The sequence below is a fragment of the Myxococcus sp. AM010 genome, assembly GCF_013372585.1.
Classification (GTDB): domain Bacteria; phylum Myxococcota; class Myxococcia; order Myxococcales; family Myxococcaceae; genus Myxococcus; species Myxococcus vastator.
The window spans coordinates 62,108-88,298 of sequence record NZ_JABXEO010000002.1 but is presented as its reverse complement, the minus strand read 5'-3'; the positions used below and the strand labels follow the sequence as shown (position 1 = coordinate 88,298).

The 26,191-nt window shown below is 68.3% G+C and carries 9 protein-coding genes; all 9 read right to left on the bottom strand.

Going from position 1 to position 26,191, the window contains the following annotated elements; genetic code table 11:
* Window positions 1–20: 20 nt before the first annotated feature.
* On the bottom strand, window positions 21–1,292 hold the full coding sequence (locus tag HV826_RS02000; RefSeq protein WP_176415318.1) for a coproporphyrinogen-III oxidase family protein: 1,272 nt from the start codon (window positions 1,290–1,292) through the stop codon (window positions 21–23).
* A 59-nt stretch (window positions 1,293–1,351) separates the two neighbouring features.
* Window positions 1,352–13,231 carry a non-ribosomal peptide synthetase gene (locus tag HV826_RS01995; RefSeq protein ID WP_176415317.1) on the bottom strand — a complete coding sequence of 3,960 codons (11,880 nt, stop codon included), beginning with the start codon at window positions 13,229–13,231 and terminating at the stop codon, window positions 1,352–1,354.
* A 35-nt stretch (window positions 13,232–13,266) separates the two neighbouring features.
* On the bottom strand, window positions 13,267–15,792 hold the full coding sequence (locus HV826_RS01990; protein ID WP_368670819.1) for an amino acid adenylation domain-containing protein: 2,526 nt from the start codon (window positions 15,790–15,792) through the stop codon (window positions 13,267–13,269).
* A gap of 214 nt (window positions 15,793–16,006) precedes the next feature.
* Window positions 16,007–16,750 (bottom strand): thioesterase II family protein, encoded by a 744-nt coding sequence (locus HV826_RS01985; RefSeq protein ID WP_176415315.1) that lies wholly within the window; start codon window positions 16,748–16,750, stop codon window positions 16,007–16,009.
* Window positions 16,751–16,771: 21 nt separating this feature from the next.
* Complete coding sequence (locus HV826_RS01980; protein ID WP_176415314.1) at window positions 16,772–17,242, bottom strand: hypothetical protein; 471 nt, start codon at window positions 17,240–17,242, stop codon at window positions 16,772–16,774.
* 1,088 nt (window positions 17,243–18,330) lie between these two features.
* Window positions 18,331–19,719 (bottom strand): peptide MFS transporter, encoded by a 1,389-nt coding sequence (locus tag HV826_RS01975; RefSeq protein WP_176415313.1) that lies wholly within the window; start codon window positions 19,717–19,719, stop codon window positions 18,331–18,333.
* A 155-nt stretch (window positions 19,720–19,874) separates the two neighbouring features.
* On the bottom strand, window positions 19,875–22,787 hold the full coding sequence (locus tag HV826_RS01970; protein WP_176415312.1) for an ATP-binding protein: 2,913 nt from the start codon (window positions 22,785–22,787) through the stop codon (window positions 19,875–19,877).
* Complete coding sequence (locus HV826_RS01965) at window positions 22,784–23,572, bottom strand: methyltransferase domain-containing protein (protein WP_176415311.1); 789 nt, start codon at window positions 23,570–23,572, stop codon at window positions 22,784–22,786. Before HV826_RS01965 ends, HV826_RS01970 begins: the two co-directional genes overlap by 4 nt.
* Window positions 23,569–25,983: a hypothetical protein gene (locus HV826_RS01960; protein ID WP_176415310.1), complete on the bottom strand. Its 2,415-nt coding sequence runs from the start codon at window positions 25,981–25,983 to the stop codon at window positions 23,569–23,571. Before HV826_RS01960 ends, HV826_RS01965 begins: the two co-directional genes overlap by 4 nt.
* Window positions 25,984–26,191: the final 208 nt, after the last annotated feature.

The following is a 26,191-nucleotide window of genomic DNA, read 5'->3' as shown; positions in this document are numbered from 1 at the left end:
GCCTCTCCCGCAGGGTCTTGTCAATGGTGCTCGGACGGAATCGAGGCAATCTCCCTCGTGATGTACTTCTCAATGGAGCCGAGCTGCAGGATGCCGTCCGGCGTGAGGTTGATTTGCCGTTCGTCAAACGTGATGAGGCCCAGCTCGGATAGGTACCGGAGTTCCTGCCCATAGACCTCTTGGACGTCGCAACCGAACGCGTCCCTGAACTGCGCTGTCGGGTAGTCGCGAAGCCGCAAGCCATACTGCAGCGCGAAGCGCATCTCCTCGTCGGACGAGAACCGCTGCCCCGAGCCGGTATCGACGAGGCCGCCGCGGACCTTCTCGATGTAGCGCCTGAGAACCTTTTCGTTCAGCACGATCTCGCCATTCATGTAGCTCATCGCGGCCATGCCGAAGCCAATCCACTCACGCGCACGCATCTGCCACAGGCCGTACTGATGCTGGTGGGCGTCCGAGGTCGTGTAGTGAAACGCCGTGTAGCGCTCGTAGCCGTTCGCGACGAGCAACGCCTGCCCCGCGGCCATCTGCTGCTGAAGCCCATCGAAGCGCGTGCGCACCAAGGCTCCTCGCTGGATCTTGCGATCGACCGGCGTGCTCTCGTAGACCCACAGCGGGTAGAGGGCGAGATGGTCCACGCCCAGCATCGAGATCGTCTTCACGTCATTGATGACGTCGTCGGTAGTGCTGCCGGGCAACCCGAAGATGATGTCGACCCCCACCGACTTGATGTTCGCGTCCTTCGCGAGCCTCACCGTCGAGACCGCGTCGGTGAGCGAGTGCCGCCGGCCCACGTCGGCGAGGTTGTTCTCGTTGAAGGTCTGGATGCCAATGTTGAGCTTGAGTCGATCGATACGCGACAGCACTTCGACCTTGTCCTTCGTGATGGTGGTCGGAAAGCCCTCCACGATGATCTCGTGGAGCTCCGAGCAATCGAACGTCTCGAGCACGAAGTCGAACAGGTGCTGTAGCTGACCGGTTCCAAGGATCGTGGGCGTGCCGCCGCCAATCTGGATCGTCTCGATCCGAACACGCTGCTCCTTGAGGATCGCGGCGTAGTGCGCCATCTCCTTCTTGAGGGCTTCGAGGTAGTCCTCCATGATGTCGTGGGTGACGCTCTTGCCCGTGACAATCGCAAACGTGCAGAAGTGGCACCGCGTCGCGCAGAACGGGATGTGAATGTAGATCGCGATGCGACTGTCGCGTCTGCACGTCCGGACGCCAGACGTCTTCCCCACCTCCACGGATGGGTGGTATCGAACAGACAGCTTCTTGAGATCGCTGGTATCCATCGTCCCTCCTTTGAAAAGGTCTCGTGACGCCCCACCACCGCGCGTGGGGCGCGAAGTCCCTATTCCGCGCCGGCGCCCCGGAGCCGCTGCTCGAGCGCATCGACCAGTCGCCGCACGAGCGGCGCTGTCAAAATCGAGAAGTGGTCGCCCGGGATCGTGACCACCTCGAGCTCACGCGAGAAGCGCTCGGTCCACCCGTAGCTGCTCGAGTTCGTCACTTGCCGCGCCGCGCTCTGGGCTCCCTTGATCAGCGTCGCGTGGACGGCGAGAGGCGTGTCCAGCTCACCCACTGGGGCGCGCATGTTCGCGTCGAACACCGCGAAGAAGCGTCGCAGCGTATCGAGGTCAACGCCGCCCCCGGCCAGTCCCGCCTCCTCAAGCCGTCGACGCACCAGCGCGAGGGCGGACTCGTCGTCCAGGCCGTCCATCTCCACAGCGGTCACGGGTGCTCCGACCCCGAGGAATTCACCGAAGGCCGTGGCGAACTCCGCCAGCAGGTCAGCACGACGGTGCTCTTCCCAGCGGCTCCGCGTGGGAGCCTGTCCGTCCACCAGGAAGAGATGCGCGACGGAGGCGCCGCTCTCTACGATGCGCCGAGCAAGCGCGTACGCCACCGTCCCGCCGAAGGAGTGGCCGGCCAGCAGGTAGGGGCCATCCGGCTGGATTGCCCGCAGGGCGTGCCAGTAGTGTTCCGCCAGCGCGTCGATGCTTGTGAGGGGTGCTCCTCCGTCCAGCCCGGGAGCCTGGAGCGCGTACAACGGACGATGCTCGGGGAAGGCCCTCGCGAGCGCGCTCAGGTAGACCACCGAGCCGAACACCCCCGGCACGAAGAACACGGGTGCCTTGTCGCCCCTGGACTTCAGCGGAATCGCACACGCGTGGGCGAGGTGCCCGTCTCCGCGACGAGCACCGGAGAGGGCGCGAGCCAGTCCGCGCGCGGTCGGATGCTCAAGCAACCATCGAACCGGCACCTCCATGGCGACGAGCTTGCGCAGGCGTGACGCGACGAGGGTCGCGAGGATGGAGGTCCCTCCCAACGCGAAGAAGTCCGCGTCGAGCGTGACCTCCGTGCCGAGCACGTCGCTGAACACCGAGACTGTGAGCTCCTCGAGGTCATTGCCAACCCGTGAGGAGACCGCGGCTCCAGGCCTGGCGGCAGGCATGGCAAGGGAGTGCTTGTCGACCTTGCCGCTCGACGTCATTGGCAGGTGCGCCAACGAGACGATCTCGCTGGTACACATGTACTCCGGGAGGTGCTCGCGCAGATAGGCACGGTACTCCGCGGGTTCCAGTCTGCGATGCTCGGCCACATAGCCGACGAGGCTCACTGCGGTGCCGCGCCGGAATGCCTTGACGGCGGCGGCCTTCACGTTCGGGTGGCGCGCGAGCAGGGCCTCCACTTCCCTCACCTCGACGCGGAAGCCGTTGACCTTCACCTGGTCATCGAACCGCCCCAGGAACTCCAGGACGCCATCCCTCGTCCACCGGGCGCGGTCCCCCGTGCGATAGGCACGCCCCTTGAAGGGAGCACCGGGCTCGGACGCGATGAACTTCGCCTGCGTCTGTTGTGGATCGCCCAGGTAGCCAATGGCCACGCCAGCGCCAGCGATGATGAGTTCACCGGGGACTCCCGGTGGTTGCGGTCCCCCCCACGGGTCGCATACCCATGCCTGGACGTTGGCCACCGGGGTTCCGATTGGAATCGAGGGGCCGTGGAAACCCGTGGCGTCCCACGCCCCCACGTCGAGCGCCGTCGCCACGATGGTGCCCTCCGTGGGCCCATAGGTGTTGAGGAGCCGAACCTGCGGCGAGGCGACCTTGCGCCAACGCGACACCGACGCCATCGCGGCGGCGTCACCGCCGATCACGACCAGGCGGACGCACTCCGGCAGCGAGTCGATCTCGTTGATCCACCCCTCCCAGAACACGGTCGGCAGATTGACGACGGAGATCTCATTCGAGACGCAGAGCTCGGAGAAGCGGTGGAAGTCGGCGGCCGACACGTCGTCTCGTAGGACCAGCGTGGCGCCGGCGAGCAGGGTCGGAAAGACCTCCTCGAGGAATGCGTCGAACGTGACAGAGGCGAACTGGAGCGCGCGATCGCCTGGCGTGAGCGCGAAGTTGTCCGCCGCGGCGACGGAGTAGTTCGTCAGCGCACCACGAGAGACGACGACGCCCTTGGGAGCCCCTGTCGATCCCGACGTGTAGATCACGTACGCGGGCGCGTCCGCCCCCACCGGAGCGCGTTCGGCGACCAGCACGGTGTCAACTGCGGGGGCGGCCACGTCGACGCAGAGGCACTCCACGCCTTCAAGTCGCCCATGCAGCGCCTGGGACGTGAGGACGAGCGCCGGTGCAGCGTCGGCGATCTTCAGGTCGACGCGCTTCATCGGCTCAGTGGTGCTCAGCGGCACGAAGCACGCGCGCGCACGAAGGACCGCCAACATCGCCGTCACCAGTTCGGGCGAGCGTTCGAAGTGCAGGCCCACCCTGTCCCCGGCCTGGACACCGGCGTGGCGGAGCCGCCGCGCCAGTGCCTCGGCATCACGATGCAGTTCGGCATACGTGACGCGACGTGAGCCCGCCTGGATCGCGACCGCCTCCGGCTGCGCACCAGCCCGCCGAGCGACCAGGTCAAAGACATCATCCCCGGGGCCCGCCGTCGCGGTGTCGTTCCACCGGGTCAGCAGCGCGGTCTCCGCGACCGTCGGGAACCGCAGGTCTCGCAGCCGCCCCTGACTCCCGCACCGCACGAACTCGGAGACGACGTGCCGGAGGGCCTGAAGGAGTTGCTGCGCCAACGCCTCGTCGAACAGCCGCCCGTCATAGCTGCACTGCAGCCGGATCGTGCCCCCTGTTGGGATCACCGCGATGACGACCGGGAGATGCAGCGGGACCGAGAAGCGCATCTCGCCGAACTCGAAGCGCGAGCCGCTGCTGGTCACAGGCGCGGGAAAGTTCTCGAAGACGAGCACGCAGTCGAACAGCTTGAAGGGCCCGGCTCCGGGGAGCAGGTCGCTGCACGCGCGAAGCTGCGCCTGGGTGACGGTGCCGTGCTCGCGCATCAATCCGAGGCGGTGCTGCTGCGCGCTCAGCCAGGCCAGCACGGAAGCCTCAGGCGACAGCTTCGTCCGGGCCGGCAGCGTATTGATCAGGAGCCCCACGCGCTCGTCTGCCTGCGGGCACGACGCGTGTCGACCCGACACGGTCACTCCAAACATGACCTCGTCGCGTCCACAGAGGCGGCTCAGCACATACGCCAGGGCGCCCTGGAACAGGGTGCTCAAGGTCAGCCCATGGCGGGTCGCAAACAGTGAGAGGGGCCTCACCTCGGAGCTGTCCAGCCGCGCGTGACACTCTTGATGGTCGAAGGCCGCGCCGGGCTCCGGTGTCCGGGCCACGGAGTCGAACGTCGTGGCCTCCTCGAAGCCAGCCAGTTCGGCGCGCCAGAACGCCTCCAGGGCGTCGGTGGCACGTTCGGCGCACCACTTCGCGTAGGACTGGATGCTTGGGGGTGGCTCGGCCAGACGGGGCTCCTGGCGACCGAGCAAGCGCGCATGGTACAGGTCGTCCAGGTCCTTGAGGAGGATCGACAGGCTCCAGCCATCGAGCACGATGTGGTGATGGACGATGGCAAGCTGGTACGCGTCCTCGGCATCCTTGAACAGACGGAACCGGACCAGCGCTGGCGAGCTCAGCACGCTGCCTTGTCGCCGGTCCTGTTCGCGGAGGACCGCGAGGTGCTGGCGCCGCGCCGCAGGCTCCAGGCCGCTGAGGTCGGCGAACGAGAACGCGACCTGGACGTCATCGTGGACGCGCTGGTGGCCGATGCCCTCGTCGTCGAGCGCGAAGCTCGCGCGCAGCGCGGGATGACGTGACACCAGCGTGGCCAGGGCGTCTCGCATGAGCTCCGCGTCGACGGGCCCCGACAGCGGCACCTCGATGTGCTGGAGGTAGAGGTCCGGGGCCCCGCTCACCAGGGAGTGCACGAGCATCGCTTGCTGGGACGCCGACAGTGGCAGGCTGCGACCGTCGGCATCGGCTGCGCTGGGAGTTCGCGGCGGGAGAGCGCAGCGCACCATGCGGGGTGCACTCGCCTGCACCGTGCGCTGCCGCAGGAACACATCCGGGTCGACCTCGAAGCCCTCCTTGCGGGCGCGCATCGCCGCCTGCAAGGCCAGCAGCGAGTCGCCTCCTCGCTCCAGGAAGTCGTCGCGCGTCCCCAGGCGCTCAAGCCCGAGCAGCTCCGCCCAGATGCGACAGAGCAGCGCCTCCTCCGCTGTCGCGGGAGCCGAAAACGCCACCTGCGAGTCGTCTGGTGGAGGGAGGGCCCGTCGGTCGACCTTCTGATGCGCGTTGAGAGGCAGCACCTCCAGGAACACGTAGTTCGCCGGCACCATGTACTCGGGCACGCGCTGTTCCAGGTAGCTGCGGAGCTCGCTCGCGCCAACCGTGGCACCGCTCCTGGCGACCACGTAGGCGACGAGACGCTTGGGGTCGTCGTCTGACGACTGCCAGACGCAGACGACCGCATCGGTCACCCGTGCATGCTGGCGCAGCACCGCTTCTATCTCCGCGGGCTCGATGCGGAAGCCGCGAATCTTGACTTGCTGGTCCGCGCGGCCCAGGAAGTCGAGGTTGCCGTCCGCACGCCACCTCGCGAGGTCGCCAGTTCGATACAGCGGACCGGCGCCGAGCGACGGCGACGTGACGAAGCGCTCCGCCGTCAGCTCCGGCTGGTTCCAGTAGCCCCCCGCCACCCCTGCCCCACCGACGTACAGCTCCCCGACCACGCCACATGGGACGAGCTCCCCGCGCGCGTCCACCACGAAGGCGCTGCTATTGGCGATGGGCTTGCCGATGGGCAGCGGACGGGTGCAGGCGTGGCCGGCTGGCACCTGGAACGTCGTCGAAAACGTGGTGTTCTCGGTCGGGCCGTACCCGTTGACCAGCGTGCACCCCGGCAGCGCCGCGAGCACCTTCGACACCTGCGCCAGCGGCGCCACGTCACCGCCGGTGGCAAGGTACCTCACGTGCTTCAGGGCATCGAGCCGATGCTCGACCAGCAACTTGAACAGCCCCGTGGTCAGCCAGACGACCTCCGCACGCTCGCGCTCCAGCGCCCCGGCGAGGGCGTCGAGCGACAGCTGCCGACCCTCCAGCAGCACCATCGTCGCCCCATTGAGCAGACTTCCCCAGATTTCGAACGTCGCCGCGTCGAACGTCGTCGGGCTCAGGTGTGTGAATCGCAGGCCCCCTGCCCCCGCGAAGTAGTTGGTATTGCATACCAACCGCACCACGCCGCGCTGGCGCACGCATACGCCCTTGGGCCGCCCCGTCGAGCCCGACGTGTACATGATATACGCGAGGTCATCCGCTCCCCCGTGACGCGCCAGGTCCTCGCCCGGCAACGCGTCAATCGCCGCCCCGCGCTCACGCACGTCCACCGTTGGCCGGCCGCCCCCGTCCAGCCCCACCGCGCCATCGGTGAGAATCAGGTCGAGGTCCGTGTCGTTGATGATGAACCGCAGGCGCTCGGCGGGAGCGTGCGGGTCCAGGGGGACATAGGCCGCTCCAGCCTTGAGCACCGCCAGGGTCGACACCAGCGACGCCAGCGAGCGCTCCATCGCAATCCCGACGCGCGCCAGCCGGGTGGGGCTCGCCTCTCGCAGGTAGCGCGCCAGCTGGTTGGCCCGCCGGTTCAACTCGCCGTACGTCACCGACGGCCGCCCCTCCGCGTTCGCGCACACGACCGCAATCGCCTCCGGCCCACCCGCCACGACCGACTCGAAGACCTCCGCGATGCTCCCGCTCGGCAGTTCGGTGACGGGCCCCCGGCCCGCCTCCAGCAGCCCGCGCCGCTCGTCCTCGGAGATGAGCGGCTGCTCCCCAATCGCCCGCTCCGGCTCGGCCAGCATGGACTCCAGCAGCGCCAGGTAGTGCTTCGCCAGCCGTTCCGCCGTCCCGGCGTCGAACAGCGCCGACGCGTAGTTGACGCTCCCCTCCAGCCCCTCCCCCTCGTCACCCAACGTCAGGATGAGGTCGAACATCGCCGAGGTGTGCTCCAGCCGCAGCGGCTGCAGTTCGAGGCCCTTCACGGCCCCTACGGCCGGGAGGTTCTGGAGGGCGAACATCACCTGGAACAAAGGGTTCCTGCCCGGCTCCCGGTCGGGCTGGAGCTCACTCACAATCTCTTCCAGCGACACGTCCTGATGCTCAAGCGCGTCGAGAACGACCTCGCGGACCCTTCGCACGAGGTCCGTGAACGACTCTTCGCCGCGCACACTCACGCGGAGCGGCAGCGTGCTGACGAAGTAGCCCATCGTACCGTGGAAAACGCCGTGCTGACGATTCGCCACCGGCGAACCGATGACCATGTCTTCCTGACGTGTATAGCGATGCAGCAGGGCAACGAAGGCGGACAAGAGCGTCACGTACGACGTCACGTCACGCTCGACGTTGAACTCGGCGAGCCGCTTCTCCAGCGTCGGAGCGACCTGGAACCCCGCGAGTCCTCCTTGATGACTCCGCGCGCCGTCTCTTGCGCGGTCGGTCGGCAGGTCGATCTCCTGGGGCGCCCCCGCGAGCTTCGCCTTCCAGAACTCAAGACTCTGCCGCACCGGCAACTGCGCGCGCCAGGTGACGTAGTCCGTGTACTGAGCTCCCAGCGCCCGATGGCCTGGCTGCGCGCCGCGCGCGTGCGCCTCATAGCCTTCCATGAGTTCGGTCAGGAACAAGCTGACCGACCAGCCGTCGGAGACGATGTGATGCATGGTCGAGACGACGACCGCCTTGTCATCCGCGGTCTGGCTCACCCTGAGCCGGATGAGCGGCCCACGCACCAGGTCAAACGTGCGCGCGGCTTCCTGCTGCACGACTGCCATTGCGGCATCCCTGCGCGACGAGGCCGGCAACGCGCGCAGGTCGTCGTAGGAAAACACTCCCTGAAGAGTGTCATGGGCGATCTGGACCGGCCCGCCATCGCGCAGCTCGAACGTCGTGCGCAGGCCGTCGTGCCGCGAAATGACCTGATTCACGGCCGACGCGAACGCGCCAGCGTCGATGACTCCCGTCACCTCGACGGCGGCAATCATGTTGTAGACGCTGTTCGCGCCGTTCAGCTCGTGCAGGAACCACAGTTGCCGCTGCTGGGGCGCGAGCGGGTAGCTTCGTTCATACGCGTCCGCCCCCTCGTCAATTGAGCGCTCCCCGACCTGAATCGGGAGCAGCCCGTGCGCCGCCAGCACGGCATCCAGGTCCGCGAGCAACGCCGGCTCGGCGGCGATCCGGTGCACGTCCACCATCAGCAGCGCGGCGGAGCCGCCCCGTGCGCCGAGCTCCACCCGCATCAGGGGGGCGGTGCTCAAATCGAACGGCCGCACGAGCTCCTCCGGCTCACGCGCGGGCTGAGCCACTCCGACAGAGAACGGCACCTCCTCATGCACGAGCTTGACGATCCCACCGTCCCGCTCCTCGAAAGAGGTCCGCAACACCTCGTGCCGCCGGATCAACGCACGCAGCGCCTCTTCCAGCCCGCCCACATCCAGTTCCCCGTCGATGTGGCAGGCGCGCGGCCTGTTGTAGCGAGTACCTGCGTCGAGCTCGCTCAGGACGTACGTCCGTCGCTGCCGCGGCGTCGGCGCCGCCACCGCGGCCTGCGCACTCCGTGCCCGCTTCGTCCGTCCCGCGCCGGCCGCCGCGAAGAAGTCCGCCTGCTGCCGGATGGTTGGACGCGCGAGCAGGTCTCGGAGCAGGACGTCGACACCGAGCTCCTTGCGAACGCGTGCCGCCATCAGCATCGCGTTGAGTGAATGACCGCCGAGGTCTGAGAAGTTGTCGGTGCACCCGACGCGTTCCAGGTGGAGGACCTCCCGCCAGATCGCGGCGATCGACTCCTCCAGCGCTGACTGCGGTGGGACGTACGCCGGAGCACCAGTGCGGCGCGCAGCGTCCGGTGCCGGCAGCGCCCGCCGATCCACTTTTCCGCTCGGCAGCAGCGGGAGCGAGGGAAGCGTCACGAACACGGCCGGGATCATGTAGTCCGGCAGATACTGCTCGGCCACGGCGCGCAACTCGCCCGGCGACACGTCATTCGCGGCGACACAGTATGCAACCAGCCCGCGTTGGCCGAGCGCGTCCTCACGTGCCACGACCACCACTTCTCGAACACCCGCGCGCTCCGCCAGCACCGCTTCTATCTCCGCGGGCTCGATGCGGAAGCCGCGAATCTTGACTTGCTGGTCCGCGCGGCCCAGGAAGTCGAGGTTGCCGTCCGCACGCCACCTCGCGAGGTCGCCAGTTCGATACAGCGGACCGGCGCCGAGCGACGGCGACGTGACGAAGCGCTCCGCCGTCAGCTCCGGCTGGTTCCAGTAGCCCCCCGCCACCCCTGCCCCACCGACGTACAGCTCCCCGACCACGCCACATGGGACGAGCTCCCCGCGCGCGTCCACCACGAAGGCGCTGCTATTGGCGATGGGCTTGCCGATGGGCAGCGGACGGGTGCAGGCGTGGCCGGCTGGCACCTGGAACGTCGTCGAAAACGTGGTGTTCTCGGTCGGGCCGTACCCGTTGACCAGCGTGCACCCCGGCAGCGCCGCGAGCACCTTCGACACCTGCGCCAGCGGCGCCACGTCACCGCCGGTGGCAAGGTACCTCACGTGCTTCAGGGCATCGAGCCGATGCTCGACCAGCAACTTGAACAGCCCCGTGGTCAGCCAGACGACCTCCGCACGCTCGCGCTCCAGCGCCCCGGCGAGGGCGTCGAGCGACAGCTGCCGACCCTCCAGCAGCACCATCGTCGCCCCATTGAGCAGACTTCCCCAGATTTCGAACGTCGCCGCGTCGAACGTCGTCGGGCTCAGGTGTGTGAATCGCAGGCCCCCTGCCCCCGCGAAGTAGTTGGTATTGCATACCAACCGCACCACGCCGCGCTGGCGCACGCATACGCCCTTGGGCCGCCCCGTCGAGCCCGACGTGTACATGATATACGCGAGGTCATCCGCTCCCCCGTGACGCGCCAGGTCCTCGCCCGGCAACGCGTCAATCGCCGCCCCGCGCTCACGCACGTCCACCGTTGGCCGGCCGCCCCCGTCCAGCCCCACCGCGCCATCGGTGAGAATCAGGTCGAGGTCCGTGTCGTTGATGATGAACCGCAGGCGCTCGGCGGGAGCGTGCGGGTCCAGGGGGACATAGGCCGCTCCAGCCTTGAGCACCGCCAGGGTCGACACCAGCGACGCCAGCGAGCGCTCCATCGCAATCCCGACGCGCGCCAGCCGGGTGGGGCTCGCCTCTCGCAGGTAGCGCGCCAGCTGGTTGGCCCGCCGGTTCAACTCGCCGTACGTCACCGACGGCCGCCCCTCCGCGCTCGCGCACACGACCGCAATCGCCTCCGGCCCACCCGCCACGACCGACTCGAAGACCTCCGCGATGCTCCCGCTCGGCAGTTCGGTGACGGGCCCCCGGCCCGCCTCCAGCAGCCCGCGCCGCTCGTCCTCGGAGATGAGCGGCTGCTCCCCAATCGCCCGCTCCGGCTCGGCCAGCATGGACTCCAGCAGCGCCAGGTAGTGCTTCGCCAGCCGTTCCGCCGTCCCGGCGTCGAACAGCGCCGACGCGTAGTTGACGCTCCCCTCCAGCCCCTCCCCCTCGTCACCCAACGTCAGGATGAGGTCGAACATCGCCGAGGTGTGCTCCAGCCGCAGCGGCTGCAACGCGAACGTGACCTGGAAGAGCGGATCCGTGCCGACTTCGCGCACGAGGTCTTCCAGCGCCACTGGGTGTTCGAGCGCCTCAAGCACCGTCTCGCGCACCTTCTGCACGAGCGCCGTGAAGGAGTCCTCGCCGCGCACGCCTAGCCGGAGCGGCAATGCACCGCCAGACTGGCCAGGAGCCACCGGCGAGCCGATGACCATGTCTTCCTGGTGCGTGTAGCGATACAGCAGGGCAACGAAGGCGGAGAGGAGCGTCACGTATGGCGTCGCGTCGCGCTCGACGTTGAACTCGGCGAGCTTCTTCTCAAGCGCCGGGGCGACCTGAAACCCCATCAGTCCAGCCTGGTAACTCCGCGCGCCGTCTCGTGCGCGGTCAGTCGGCATGTCAATCGCCTGGGGCGCCCCCGCGAGCCTTGACCGCCAGAACGCCAGGCTCCGCCGCACGGACGCCTCGAGCGCCGTCCCAGGGAGCACGGCCGTAACCGGTTGCTCCACGTCCGCGACGATGCACGCCAGGACCTGCTCGAACCTGGCCAGGACGGCCTCGCCATCGTCAGCGACGGTCTGCAGGACCAGTTGATAGCCGTCGGCGACGTCGTTGATGCTCAGCGCGAAGGGGTAGTGCGTTGCCTCGCCTGCGCGGCCGTCCCGCACGCCGAGGTCCCCATGGAAGAGGCGATCCGTCCCGTCGTCCGTCGCGTGCCTGGTGTTCAGGAGCGCCGAGAACAGCGGGGCTGAGGGCGGAATGCTCGACCAGCTCTGAATCATGGGCAGCGGCACATGGTCATGCGCGGGCAGCTCCGCGAGCAGCGCGTGCATGAGAGAGAGCGCGCCCCGCACGCTTCCCTGGTCGAGGCGGACGCGGACCGGCAGCGTGCTGAGGAACATGCCGGCCGTTGCTTCCAGCCCCACGACCGGCGCCGAACGTCCGTTCAGGACGGTCCCGAACACGACGTCGTCAGTCCCGCCACGCCGGGCGAGGACGACGGCATACGCCAGGTGCATGAGCGCCGCGGGGACCACGGCGCATGCGCGGCTGGTCTCGCGGACCCGCTCGGTCAGGTCGCGTCCCAGCACGCTCCCACGGGTGGCTGGCCTCGCGCGGCGGCCGCGGATTGGGTTCGTCGACTCACGGAGCCCCTCGAGCTGTTCCCGCCAGAAAGACTCGCTCGCCTTCGGGTCACGACTCGACAGGTATGAGACGAAGTTCCGAAACGGGGCGGGCGCCGGAAGGCTCCGGCCCGCGGCCCGGGCGTGGAACTCGCTGGCGAGGTTCCTGAGCAGCACGTCGTCGTCGATGACGTGGTGAAGTACCAGCAGGAGGCTCCAGCCCCCCTGTGGGTTCGGTGCCTCCGTGGCGCGCATGAGGGGCGCCCGCTGCAGATCGAACCCGGTCGCCTGCGCCGCACCGATGGCCAGGAGTTCTTCCTCTGTCGTGACCGACTCGCGCCGATGAGTCGAGAGCGTCGCGCGGCGCCAGACGACCTGCACGGGGCGCGGGCGAATGTGCCACACGACCGATGTACGGAGGATGTCATGCCGCGCGACGAACTCGTCAAGCCCTCGCGTGAAGCGCGCCAGGTCCTGCTCCGCGTCGAAGTGAAGGACGAGGGAGGTCAGATACGGGTCGACCTCCGACGCCAGGTGCTGGAAGACGAACCCCTCCTGCAACGGAGTGAGCGGGTAGATGTCCTGAACATTGCTCGCGCCCCCGGGCACCAGCGCCACGATCTCGTCGATCGAGTCCTGCTCCAGCGCCACCAGCGTCAGCATCTCTGGGGTGATCCGCTGCGCGTCGGGTGGGATTTTGTTCGGCGGCGCCTCGTGGAGCTTCCGCAGGGGTTGCAGCCGCCGCGCCAGCTCTCCCACGTCTCCGGCCTCGAACACGTCCTTGGGGCTCACCTGCAATCCGACCGCGCGGAGCTTCTCCAGGAGGCGGATCGCGAGCAGCGAGGTGCCGCCGCGCACGAAGAAGTTGTCGTTGACGCCGACACGCTCGATTCCGAGCACCTCCGCGACCACGGCGCAGGCCTGCCGCTCAGCGGCGGTCACCGGCTCGACGAACTCGGCCGCCTCGGCGGCGCCCGCTGGTTCATCGGCGCTCACCTCATCGACGTACGCGAGGCACTCCGACCTGGTGCCCGTCCGCCCCGCGTCACGCCACCCGTTCGGCAGCGGCTTGTTCGTGGGCCAGATCGAGTATTCGGCCTCGTCGTTGACGAGGACCACATACGTCCTTGGACTGGCCGCGTTTGTCTGTGCCGTCATCGGCGCTCCATTTCGACGTCGCGCCGGGCGCGCCCGACGGGGCCGTCGTGAACGCGCGCGATCGCGGCGAGCTCCGCCAGACACTTCGCCGCCATCAGCTCGGTGATGGTGAACGTGATGCTGCGCTCCCGCGCGGCGCGAACGAGATGTATCGCTCGGAGCGAGTCGCCGCCGAGGTCCACGAAGTTGTCCGAGGCTCCAACCGGCCGTACGTCCAGCACGCGTTCCCAGAGCACCGCGAGCTCGATTTCGAGTTCACTGGTCGGCGGCTCGAACCGGACCTCGTCAGAGCGTGCGTCATCGACCCATTCGAGCAGGCGGCGACGGTCGATCTTCCCGTTGCCGTTCAGGGGCAGCGCCGGCACCGCGACCAGGCGGGCCGGGAGCATGTAGTGCGGCAGAACGCTCGCTGCCTCCTGCCGGATTCGCGCGCGGTCGAGGCGCTGGCCTTCCTTCGCCGTGATCCAGGCGACGATCTTCTTGTCGCCGGCGGCGTCACCGACGAGACCGGCGACGGCCTCGGCGACGGGATGAATCGAGGTCAGGCACGCCTCGATCTCGCCGAGTTCGATCCGGTAGCCGCGGAGCTTCACCTGCTCATCGCAGCGGCCGAGATACTCCAGTTCGCCGCCGCACGTCAGCCGGGCCAGATCGCCGGTTCGATAGAGCCGCCCGTCCCCCGCCCCGCTGTAGGGGTCGGGGATGAAGCGTCGCTCGGTCAACTCGGGCAGGTTCAGGTATCCGCGGGTGACGCCCGCTCCCCGCACGTACATCTCGCCTGGAATCCCGCGCGGCACCGGGGTCTGCGCGGCATCGAGGAGCGTAATCCCCAGGTCAGGAAGCGGCACGCCGATGGGGCTCTTCGATGGCATCCTGGCATCGTCCGCGGTCAGCCGCCGGAAGCTGACGTGAACGGTCGTCTCCGTGATGCCGTACATGTTCACGAGGGAAGGCCGGTCCCAGCCATACTGGGTGGTCCATGCCGACAGCGAGGCTGGATAGAGCGCCTCGCCGCCGAAGATCACCACCCGCAGCGACGCGAGCTTCGGTCGCTCCGCAGCGACCGTGATGAACTGCCGGAACGCCGAGGGGGTCATGTTGAGGACCGTCACCGCGTGCCGGGCGAGCAACGCGAAGAACAGGTCCGGGGACCGCACCACGTTCAAAGGCACGATGACGAGCCGCCCGCCGTACGCCAGACAGCCGAACAGCTCCCATACGGAGAAGTCGAACGCGAACGAGTGGAAGAGGGTCCAGACGTCACGCGCACCAAAGCAGAAGTGGTCGCGCGTCGTGGCCAACAGCCGCGTCACGTTGGCGTGACTGACGAGGACCCCCTTGGGTCTTCCCGTGGAGCCGGACGTGTAGATGCAATAGGCCAGGTTCTTCGGCGTCGTCGTCTTCGGCGGCGCGGACGGAAGCCCCTCGGGGAGCTCGTCGAGGCAGAGGAGCGTCGCGGCGCTCTCCGGGAGCCGTTCGCCGAGACGACGCTGGGTAAGGACGACCGGCGGCCTGGCGTCCTCGAGCATGAACGCAAGCCGGTCTCGCGGGAGGTCCGGATCGAGCGGAAGGTACGCGCTGCCTGCTTTGAGGATGGCGAGGATGCCAACGATCATTTCGATCGAGCGCTCGGCACAGAGGCCGATGAGGACATCCGGTCCGGCCCCCAGCGCCGTCAGCGCGCCAGCGAGGCAATCCGCGCGCCGGTCCAGCTCACCATAGCAGAGCTGCTCTTCCCCGCAGATGAGCGCGATCGCCTCCGGGCTGTGGCGGGCCCGCTCGGAGACGACCTCATGCAGGCACTGCCGGGGCGGCGCGCCGACCTGGGCCTCGCGCCACAAGGACTCGAGCGCAGCGCGTTCTCGCGCGTCGAGCAGCGGCAGGCAAGAGACGCGCGTGTCCGGCGCCTCGACCACGCCGCGCAAGAGCACGAGGAACTGGTCGGCCAGGCCATCAATCGTTCCATCTGTGAAGAGCTCGGCGGCATATTCGAACCGGAAGCTTCGTTGGCCGGCCGCCTCGCTCGCGATGAGCGCGAGGTCATGCCGCGGAGCGAACCGCGGCGCCTCGACCGACGTGTCCTGGCTGGCGAACAGCACCTCGCAACGCGACACGTTGGCGTCAGGAGCGAGCCCAGCCGCGAGCAGTTCGACAGGGCCCTCCAGGCGCGTACGCCCCACCGGGACGGCGTCCCCGATTTGCCTCAGGAACGCACGGAAGCTGGGATCGTCCGAGAGGTCACCACGGAGCATGCTCGTGTCGGAGCAGGAGTTGGCTCGTTGGCTCGGCTCCTGCCGGGTGAGGGCATGGGTTGGCAGACCGACGACGACGCACGTCTCACCGCTCCAGCGCGACAGCAGACACAGCCAGGCCGCGAGGAGCACCGTCTCCGCGCCGCAGCCCTCTGAGAGCGCCAGATGTCGCAGCCGGTCCTCGGTTCGCGCATCGAGGCGTCGGAGAATCATCGCGCCGCATCGGCGGCCTTCTGGCGGGCGCGGCTTGTCCATCGGAAGGTTCAACACAGCCCCTCCAGCCGAAGTGCCAGCACGTTGTTGACAGCCGGGGTGGCGGCCGGCGACGGCGCCGCCCCCCACACTCGCCCCTGCGCGCAAGCAATGGAAAGTTCTCCAGCACGCATCTGAAGCGAGCCTCACGCGCCAGAGCCGTCAGTGACCTGAGCGGTTCCGAGGGCTGCCTCGCGGCACCGGGCTTCCGGCTCGGAGGCCGAGCCGATACCTACTCCAGCCGAGGCCCTTCCCCGCCCTGAGCCAGGTCGCTGAAGATCGCCTTCGCGATCGCCTCGCCTTGAGGCGCCAGGACCTCCCGGTTGGCGTTCAGCAACGTGCTCGTGAACCTTGACTGGGTGTACTGCGCCCACGCCTGTGCGTCCGCGGAGCGAACGGTGTGGTCCTGCTCCCACACGAAGACATGTATCGGACAGGTGAGCTTGAGCGACTGATCGCAACTGTAATGGTCCAGCGCGACCAGGTCGGCGAGCAGTCCTGGCATGAGTTCGTCGAGGAGCTCCGTGGGCAGGTCCGCCACGGCGTCGCCGTATGCCTCGCGTACGGTCTCCACGTTGGAGCGGCGCTCCGTGGACCAGCCTGCCGGAGTCAGCAGGTGAGGCGCCTTGCAGCTCGAGACGCCGAGGAGGCTAACGAAGTCCTCGGGGAGGCGCCGCGCCACCTCGAAAGCAACGACCGCCCCGTAGCAATGACCGAACAAGGCGATCGGCTGCCGCAAAAAGGGGATCAGCGCTTCGGAGATCTTGTCCGCCAAGGACTCGACGTCGTCGATGGGCGGCTCCTGCATGCGCGTCTCCCGGCCCGGGAGCTGCACTGCAAGCACTTCCATTGAGTCTGGCGCCGACGCCTGCCAGGTGCGGAAGACACTGCCGCCCTTCCCCGCTGGTGGCAAGCACACCAACCGCAGCTCGGGTGCGGGACGCTTGAGTCGGAATGGGAACCAAGTAGAACTCATTGTGGCGGCCTCCGAGCGGTCCTACCCCGTGGAACTCGCCGAACTCAGCTGGAAGTCACGGGTCGGTCCGGCGCCCGACCTCGCCAGAGTCGTATCGCAACCAAGCTCGACGGCGGCACCAACCCCCAGCATGTCGACCCAGAGCACGAGCCTTTTTGCGTTCGCTGTCGAGGTGACCGTGCCCGAAACACCCCGCAGCGGCCCGGAATCAATCGTAAGCTTTTCTCCGACTTCGTACTTCGTAGTCAGGACCACGGGCCGTCCCAGACCGAGCATGAGACGTACCGACCTGATCTGGCTATCAAGCTCCGCGATGCCCATCTGAGAGGTAGGGCTCAGGACGCTCGCGACACACCCCGTATCCTTGAACGCCCCCTTGGTGTGACTGCCCTTGACGAAGACAAAGCCAGGGAAGAGAGGAAGCGAGGAGTCGCGAAGCTTGCGCCCGCTGTACGTCTGCCGAATCACCACCGGCATGTAGTACGGAATCATCCGAGCGCGCAGGAGGCGACACAGCTTCTTTTCCCAACGCGGTCGCGAACGAACACACGTCCAGGGCACAGCCAAGGAATCCCGTCGTGATTCAAATATATTCCACGGGAAGACAAACTCGTCGTGGTCTTCAACCGGGCTGTCGGTCTTTTCGTTTGCCACTACCTCACCCATCTGGACAGGACAGAACCGCGGCGACAAAGCCAACCAGACGCAAGACACACCGCGGGCAACTCACGCCGCAAGGCGTTCATCAAGGGCGGGGGGAGTCTGTCCAAAGATAGCCAATGCATACCCCGCAGCGCAACCTGAAAATCGCCAATCCACAGACATGCCCGCCAACAGTCCCACTGTGCCAATTCCACTCAAAGACACTAGCGGTAAACCCTTATGCCAAATCCAGTTGCCATTACACTCTCAAGCGGGCTCGAACAGAATCGCGAAAACGAAGCCAACCACTCACAACGCACACCGTCAGGAATTCTCCCTGGATGGAGAAACCATAAATTTTCAATTCGGGCCATGCGCGACGAGCCCGGTCATGGCAACACCTGGTGACGTCTTGGTGGTGACGCCGCCGAAGCGCCAGAAAGAGAGCTCGTGCCTCCTGTGCGCAGGAGCGGACGAGCGTCGTCCGTGAAGACCACGCCGGATGGATGAGCAACGCCCGCATGGAATTTTCGAATGGGGCAGGCTGCGCCGATGCCAGGTCAGCCAGGCACGCGTCTCGTCACCCACCAGCCCCGCGTCGGCCTTGGCCCAGGCCTGATGCGTTCTCGCGCGCGATGGCCTCCGCCGCCCCATCCATCCCCCATGACGACAGCGACGCGATGCGTCGTGCATCGCCCTGGAGAAAGCCACCTCCCCGTCGACGAGGCCACAACAGAATGGCAGCCATCGCGGCAGGCCCGGGTGCCCATTGAGGCGCAGGCGTGCCCGGCCACGGAGACGTGAGCCTCTGCTTCCCGGGCCCGCGGCGCGCTTCAGTCCTGTGCCCCAAGCCCGCGGTGGGCGCACAAACACGAACGCCGGCGTACCCTGAGGTACGCCGGCGTGTCGACGTCAGTCACTGATGCTGGGGCAGCGGCTCAGGCCGCCGCCACCGAGCCGCCCTGCGACTCGGAGGTCGGCGCGGCGGGCTTCACTTCGTCCGTGCCGTGCATCATTCGCTTGAGGATGGGCGCGACGAGGAGCAGCACGGCGCCGGCGGCGCCCGTCGCGATGGCAATGGCGCGGAACACGCCAAACTCGCCCATCTGCTCGGAGTAGCCACCGAGGACGCCGGCCAGCTTGCTCGCCGCCGCGTTCGCCAGGAACCAAACGCCCATCATCGCGGAGACGATGCGCGCTGGCGCGACCTTGGTCACCATGGAGAGGCCGACGGGCGACAGGCACAGCTCCCCCATCGTGTGGAACAGATAGGCCATCACCACCCACCAGGCAGCCGCCTTGCCCGACGCCGCGCTCTCACTGGAGGCCCCCAGCATGAAGAGGAAGCCGGTGGAGAGGAACATCAGGCCCAGGCCCATCTTCACGGGGATGCTCGGGTCCTTCCCCCGCGCTGCCAGCCTGCTCCAGAGGCCCGCGAAAATCGGCGCCAGCGCGACGATGAAGACGGCGTTGAAGTTCTGGAACCAGGTGGTCGGCATCTCCCAGCCCAGGATGGTGCGGTTGACCTTCGCGTCCGTGTACAAGTTCATCAACCCGCCGGCCTGCTCGAAGCCCGTCCAGAAGGCGACGACGAAGAGGGCAATGATGAAAATCACGACGATGCGATCGATTTCGTCGCGGCTGAAGCCCGACTTCTCCGGGGTGCCCGGCTTCGCCTCGGCGGCGGCCACCATCTTCTCCGGCACCAGGCCCACGTTCCCCAGCAGCTTGCGCTGCAGCGACAGGAAGGCAATCAGGCCCAGGAGCATGCCCACGCCGGCGGCGCCGAAGCCCCAGTGCCAGCCCACGCGCTCACCCAGCGTGCCGCAGATGAAGTTGCCGAGCACCGCGCCCACGTTGATGCCCATGTAGAAGATGGTGAAGGCGCTGTCGCGGCGGCCGTCACCGGGCGCATACAACCCGCCCACCATGGTGGAGATGTTCGGCTTGAAGAAGCCGTTGCCGATGATGAGGAAGCCCAGGCCCGCGTAGAACATCGTCACGCTGGGCAGGGCCAGGACGAGGTGGCCTATCATCATCAACACGCCACCGAGCACCACCGCCCGGCGCTGCCCCATGAAGCGGTCCGCGATGAAGCCGCCGGCGATGGGCGTCAGGTACACCAGGCCCGTATAGGTGCCGTAGAGACTGAGCGCGTCCGCGGTGGACCAGCCAAAGCCTCCGTTGACCTTGCTCGTGAGGAAGAGCACGAGCAGGCCCCGCATGCCGTAATACGACATGCGTTCCCACATCTCAGTGAAGAACAGGAGGTAGAGCCCTCGCGGGTGCCCCTTGCGGGCATCGCCCGCGACTACGGTGCCTTGCATGCCGTGGTTTCCTTGAAAGGAGAGGTGCGACGAAAAAGTGACGTGACTGTAGCAGACACGAGGGCCGAGCCCAGGAGGACACCTGAGTGGATGGGGAATTCCCCTTCTTTGCCGCCCGGACGCCGTGGGCCCGGGCGGGGCCTTTGCGTCCCGCGTCAGCCCAGGCGGCCGACGCGCGGCTCGGACGCGAGGTCGGGCATGCCCCCCGTGACACGGGGCGCCACAGGGCGCAGCGGCAGGCGGACCTCCACCTGCGTGCCCTCCCCTGGAGCACTGCTCAGAGCGATGTTCCCGCCGTGCTGGATGATGATGCGGCGGCTGAGCGCCAACCCCAACCCTGTCCCCTCGCCCGCCGCGCGGGTGGAGAAGAAGGGCTGGAAGAGCCGCTCCATGTCCTCCGGGCGGATGCCCACCCCGTCATCACCAATGGTGACGATGGCCTCGTCGGCCGTGTTGGCCGTGGAGATGCGCACGCGGCCCTTGTCCCCCACCGCGCGCAGGGCGTTGTCCAGGAGGTTGAGCCAGACCTGATTCAGGGCGCCCGGATTGCCTCGCACCGGTTCCCCACAGTGGTACGCGCGCTCCACCTTGACGCCCGGCGGCACCTTCCACGCCAGCACGCTCAACGTGGAGTCCAGCGACGAATCCAGGGACAGCACCACCGGCGTCTCACTGGTCCGCGTGAAGGAGAGCAGGGATTCGGCCAGGTGGCGGATGCGCTGGCCGCACTCCTCCACGACTTCCAGCATGGCCTTGCTCAGCTCCACGTCCGAGCCTCCGGCCGTCAACATATCCTTGAGCGGCAGCAGGGCGTTCATCAGCCCGTTGAGCGGGTTGCGCACCTCGTGCGCGAAGCCGGACGTGAGCAGACCGATGGCCGCCAGCCGCTCGTTCTCCGCGGCGCGCACCGCCGCCTCGCGCAGGCGCAGCTGGGTTTCAATGCGCGCCAGCAGCTCGTTCGGGCTGAAGGGCTTGCCCAGATAGTCATTCGCCCCGGTGCCCAGGCCCTCCACCTTGGCTGACACCTCCTGACGCGCGGTGAGGAGGATGACGGGGATGTCCACCGTCTGCGGATCATTGCGCAGGGCGACCAGCATCTGCAGGCCAGACATGACAGGCATCATCACGTCCGACACGATGAGGTCCGGCCGCTCGCGCAGCGCGCGCTGCCGCCCGTCATCGCCGTTGATGGCCTCCAGCACCCGATAGTGCTGGGCCAGCATCCTGGCGAGGAAGCTCCGAATCTCCGGGTCGTCCTCCACCACCATGATGCGCGCCGCTTCGGGCCCCGGCCCCGCATGGTCCCTGGCCGGCGGAGGCGCGGCGCCCAGGACGTCCTGGCCCGTCGGCTCCAGCGAGGGGAAGGCCCCAGAGATGCGGCGCTCCCGGCGCACGGGCATGACGGCCTGGCGGCGCTCGCGCAGGTCCTCGCGGATGTGGGCCGTGCCCTTGGGCAGCCGCACACGGAAGGTGGAGCCCTGGCCCAGCTCGCTCGTCACGGAGATGCCGCCCGCGTGCAGCTCCAGCGTCTCCTTCACCGGCGCCAGGCCAATGCCCGAGCCGCCAAAGCGCCGGGTGCCGCTGTTGTCCGCCTGGGAGAAGCGGTCGAAGATGACGGGGATGTCCTGCGGGGCAATGCCCTGGCCGGAGTCCTCCACCTCGATGTGCACGTCCGAGTCGTCCTCGCGCACGCGCACCGTCACCCCGCCCTTCTGGGTGAACTTCAGCGCGTTGCCCAGCAGGTTCTGGAAGACGATGTCCATGCGCTCGTGGTCCACATGGATGGGCGTCACCGTGGCGCCCTCCAGCCGAAGCGTCACGCCCTGCCGGTCCGCCATGGTGTGGAAGGGCGGCACCACGGTGCTGAGGAAGCCGAACAGCTCCAGCGGCTGGTAGCGCAGCCGCGCCTTGCCCGACTCCAACTGCGCCAGGTCCAGCAGGTTGTTGATGAGCCGCAGCAGGCGCTGCGCGCTGCGCTCCATGTTCGTCACCAGCGGAGGAACCTCTGACGGCAGCGACTCCGCCTGCTTCGCCAGCGCCTCCAGCGTCAGCAGGATGAGCGTGAGCGGCGTGCGCAGCTCGTGGCTCACGTTGTCGAAGAACTCGCTCTTGAGCCGGTCCAGCTCCTGCTGCCGCGAGAGCGACGCCTCCAACTTCGTATTGGCCTCGGACAGCTCCTGCGTCCGCTCGGCCACGCGGTCCTCAAGCGCCTTGTTGGCGGCGAAGATCTCCTCGTTGCGCAGCTGCAGGTCCTCCAGGGACGTCTGCAGTCCCTGGTGCTGCTCAGACAGCTTCTCGTCCTTGCGCAGCAGGGCCGCGCGCGTGTCCAGCCACGCCCCCGCCGCCACACCCACCATGCCCAGGGAGCTGACCGCGAAGATGGGCGGCGCCAGGTTCAACGTGCCCGACAGCAGGCCGGCCACCATGCCCGCCATGCCCCCCACGATGTAGCGCCACGCCAGGGGCGGCAGGCTCTGCCAGCGGATGTCGTACTCGCAGCAGTCCGCGCCATCCACCTGACAGCGCAGCTCCTTCACCTCCGCCAGGGGCAGGTTCCAGATGGCGGGGAACGCGGACAGGTTGCCCTGGCGCGCGCGGCAGAAGTTGCGATCTCTTTCGCGGATGCGGCTGACGTAGCGCACCTGCACCCGCGAGTCGGTGAGCGTGTCGATGTGGAAGCCGCCCACGCGGTTGTACGTGTGGTCCAGCTCCAGCGCGCGCTCGTAGACGCTGCGCGGCGTGGCCAGCGCCTTCATCATGTAATAGAGGAAGCCCACCGCCTCCGGACTGGCGATGCTGCGCCCCGCCTTCGTCATGAAGTCCGGATCGCCGGAGTCCTTGTCGAGCACGTCGAAGAGCCGCTCGGTGAACCCCACGGAGACGAAGTTGGTGAGCGTCTCCACGTACGCCAACGTCAGCGGCAGCTCCTCGCGCTGCCACACCCGCACCAGCCGGTCCCGGCCGTAGGTCCGCTCGTAGTACAGCATCACGCTGCGCAGCATCCGGACACTCAGCTCGGGTGTGTCGGGTGCTGACGGTGCGGAGGCCAGTTCCGCGGGGACGGTCAACGCTTCACTCCTTCGGTCGTCAACACCATCGCATATTTGAGGGTGTCGGCGTCGTCCAGGAGTGCGAGGAAGCGTTCACAGAATGCGTCATAGGGGCCGGCGCCCCCGAAAAAGGGCTCAGCGAGCGGGCGCAGCGTCCGGAAGCGAATGACCCAGTCCTCGTGGAGCCGCGCGTCCACCGCGCCCGCCGCCACGTAGAACGGGGAGATGTGCACGCGCACGTCCGCGAGCCCGGCCTTGCGGAACAGGTGGAACAGCTTGCGGCCCGCGTGCAGGTCGAAGCGCGCCGCGCGCAGGGCGGCCAGCAGCTTCTGGCTCTCCGCCTGGAGGTCCTCCGGAAAGGGCCAGTTCCACAGCCCCACCCCGTCGATGTCCGCCACCACCACGCGCCCACCCGGCCGGACGACTCGCACCAGCTCCGCGAGCGCGGGGCCCGGCTCTCCCAGGTACTCGAAGACGTACTGGCACCAGACGTAGTCGAAGTGGTCGGCGGGCAGCCGTGTGTCCGGCAGCGCGCCCTGACGCAGCTCCACATTGGGCCTGCCCGCCAGCAGCACCCGGGCCGCCGCCAGGTGTTCGGCCTGTGGCTCGATGCCCACCACGCGGCCTTGCGGCCCCACCACGTCCAGCAGCTCCGAGGTGATGACGCCGGGACCACAGCCCACATCCAGTGCGGCGTCCCCAGACCTCAGTCCGGTGAGCCTCAGCCGGTCCGCGTAGGAGGTGGCGCTCGCCTGCGCTTGCAGGCGGTGCACCTCCTGGGCCGACTCCATCAGGTAGGTCATGCCGCGATGTCCTTGTCATCCACCCGGCCACCACCCCGGCCATGGGCCGCCAGCCGCTCGAAGACGGCGAGCAGGTAGGCGTTCCAATCACGCACGAGCCGGCGGTGGGCCGTGAACTCCATCACCTTGCCCAGGTTGTGGAAACCCAGGGTCTCCAGGGCGGGCAGGTCCGCGTCCGAAGCCAGGCACTCCGCGGTGGAGCGACCCCGCCGGGCCGAGTCCGCCACCGCGTGCGTCACCAGCGCCTGGCGCACGGCATCCGCTTCCCCCGCATCCGGCTCCACCATGACGAGCGAGAAGGCGTTGTACCACTCCGCCCAGAAGAGCCCGGGCGACGAGTCCTCCATGAGGACGAAGCCCTGGGGCCCGTCCTTGCCCTCCACCAGGGCGATGCCGCGCGAGCGCCGCAGCCGCGCGTCCGAGTAGCGCCCGCCCAGCGTCCCCATGGTCATCTCGCCCTCCACCAGGTCCGAGCTGCGCAGGCGCACCACGTCCTGCGTCTCCCGCAGGTGCTGCTCCAGCCAGCGCAAATCGGACGTCTCCGCGGGGCGCACGCGCAAATCCGTCCGAGGCGGCGGCAGCGCGGCGTCCACGGGGAGCCGGCACGGCGTGAAGGCATGCAGGCAGCTCAAGCCCGGGCGCTCCAACCGGCTGGCGATGGCGCCGTAGATTCGCGACGTCCACCGGTTGCGGCAGCGCCACAGCGCGCGCAGGTACTCCACGTCGTCCAGGCTCTCCGCGTAGTCGGCCGCGAGCGCCACCAGCTCCTGGGAGATGGATTCGTGCCGGTGGTAGCCCGGCCGCACCACCAGGTGCTGCGACAGCCAGGTGCGCGAGTAGATGCGCAGCCCGGAGATGTGGCCGTAGAGCCGGCCCTCGCGCTGATAGACGATGGCCTTGGACAGGCCGTGGATGCCGTTGCCCAGCCGCTGGTGCGCGTCCACCAGCGGCTCGGGCGTCGCCGTCTCGTGGAAGGGGTAGTCGGGAAATCGGACGTCCGCGGAGCGGAACAAGTCCCACACGTCGGAGAAGGGCAGCTCGGAGGCGTCGCGCGCATCGGGACACCGCGCCTTGATGAAGGCGTCCAGGATGGCGGCGCGGGCCTCCGGCGCCAGCTCCAGGATGCGCAGGCCGCAGCGGCGCGGGCGGCTCATGCTGGCGCCCTCCTCCGTCACCGTGAGCTGCCCGGTGTCCTGCACCTGCGCGCGGCAGCGCGAGCGCGTGCCGTCCGGCAGCTGCAGCATCACGTCGTCCAGCACCAGCCCCGGCGGGAAGGCCTCCCGGCCCGCGTCGAAGGGAAAGGCGAAGCCGCCGGTGTGCAGGTCCAGCAGCGGGCGGACGATGGCCTCCCCCGTCAGCGGCGAGTTGAAGGACACCGCGAAGGGCCGCTCCGCCGAGGAGCGGAAGCGCAGGCTGTTGCGGCGGTGGTGCAGGCTCAGCGTGCGCGGCAGGGCCACCTCCACCTGGTTCGGCTCCGAGGCCAGCACCGCCGTGGTGCCCACGTGGCACACGCCGCCGAAGTCCAGGCACAGCCGCACCACGTCGCCCGGATGGAAGAGCATGCCCGGCTGCGACTGCTCGCTCAGCACCAGGCGGGACTCCTCCGGCAGCACCTCCGCGCGGGAGAAGTCCACCAACCGGTTGCCTTCGTGCGTGCGCAGCCCGAAGCCCACCCCCGCGCGCACGGCGCGGCGCAGCAGGCCGCGGATGCGCACCGAGTCGTTGAGCAGCGGCGCGGCGGAAGAGCGCGCGTGCTCCACGGGGCGCTCCAGCGACACGCCCAGGTGGAAGCCCTGGCCTTCGTGCGCGCGCAGCGGGCGCACCATGCGCACCGTGGCGTGGCCGGCGCGCAGCACCAGCGTGTCGCCGCGCAGCACCTGGAGCCCTTCCAGCTCCGTGCCCGGCGTGAGCCGCTCGATGCGCACGCTGGACTCCAGGCGCAGGCCCAGCCCCCCCGTGGCCACGTCGAGCAGCCGCGCGCGGAACGTCGTGCCATCCGCCGTGAAGCAGGCCTCCAGGACGCCGTGCGGCTCGCGGCGCTCGGACTCGCGCAGCTCCAGCAACTCCTGGACGGCGCGGCGCAGCGCCGGGCTGGGGTCATCCTCCAGCGTGAAGAACATGTGCCCCGCGGCGGCCACGTCCACCAGGCTGTGGTGGGCCTGCGCGTTGTCCCTGGGGCAGAGCACCGCGCGGATGGAGCGCGGCGTGTAGCGCTCCAGGTCCTTCAACAACCGGGGAAAGATGTCCGGATGCGTCAACACCAGCGCGGGAGCGGATTTCGAGAGGAATTCGACCGCCTCCTGCCGGTTGGAGGCTTCGAGCACTTCGTAGCCATCCAGCAAGGCGCGGAGCCGTCCTCGACGCTCCGCCTCCGGATGCACGACCAGCACTGCGCGCGTCGTCACGGTCATATGTCCTCCTCCACCGGGTCAGAGCCGCCTGCTCCCGGATGAACCACTTCACGGGTCGGAATGTGACCGCCAGCCGCCACCGCCCCGCCGGACCTTCCGACGGCGCCCCCTCACATTCCCCCCGTGGTTCGAAGTTCCCAGATGCAATGGCCGAACCGCATGCGCGGCGTCCGGCCCGGCTCACCATCTTACCGGACCTCATGGGGAA

Coding starts and splice junctions, on each gene's coding strand:
- HV826_RS02000 (WP_176415318.1), bottom strand. CDS start 1,292: ATGGATACCAGCGATCTCAAGAAGCTGTCTGTTCGATACCACCCATCC.
- HV826_RS01985 (WP_176415315.1), bottom strand. CDS start 16,750: ATGAGTTCTACTTGGTTCCCATTCCGACTCAAGCGTCCCGCACCCGAG.
- HV826_RS01980 (WP_176415314.1), bottom strand. CDS start 17,242: ATGATTCCGTACTACATGCCGGTGGTGATTCGGCAGACGTACAGCGGG.
- HV826_RS01975 (WP_176415313.1), bottom strand. CDS start 19,719: ATGCAAGGCACCGTAGTCGCGGGCGATGCCCGCAAGGGGCACCCGCGA.
- HV826_RS01965 (WP_176415311.1), bottom strand. CDS start 23,572: ATGACCTACCTGATGGAGTCGGCCCAGGAGGTGCACCGCCTGCAAGCG.
- HV826_RS01960 (WP_176415310.1), bottom strand. CDS start 25,983: ATGACCGTGACGACGCGCGCAGTGCTGGTCGTGCATCCGGAGGCGGAG.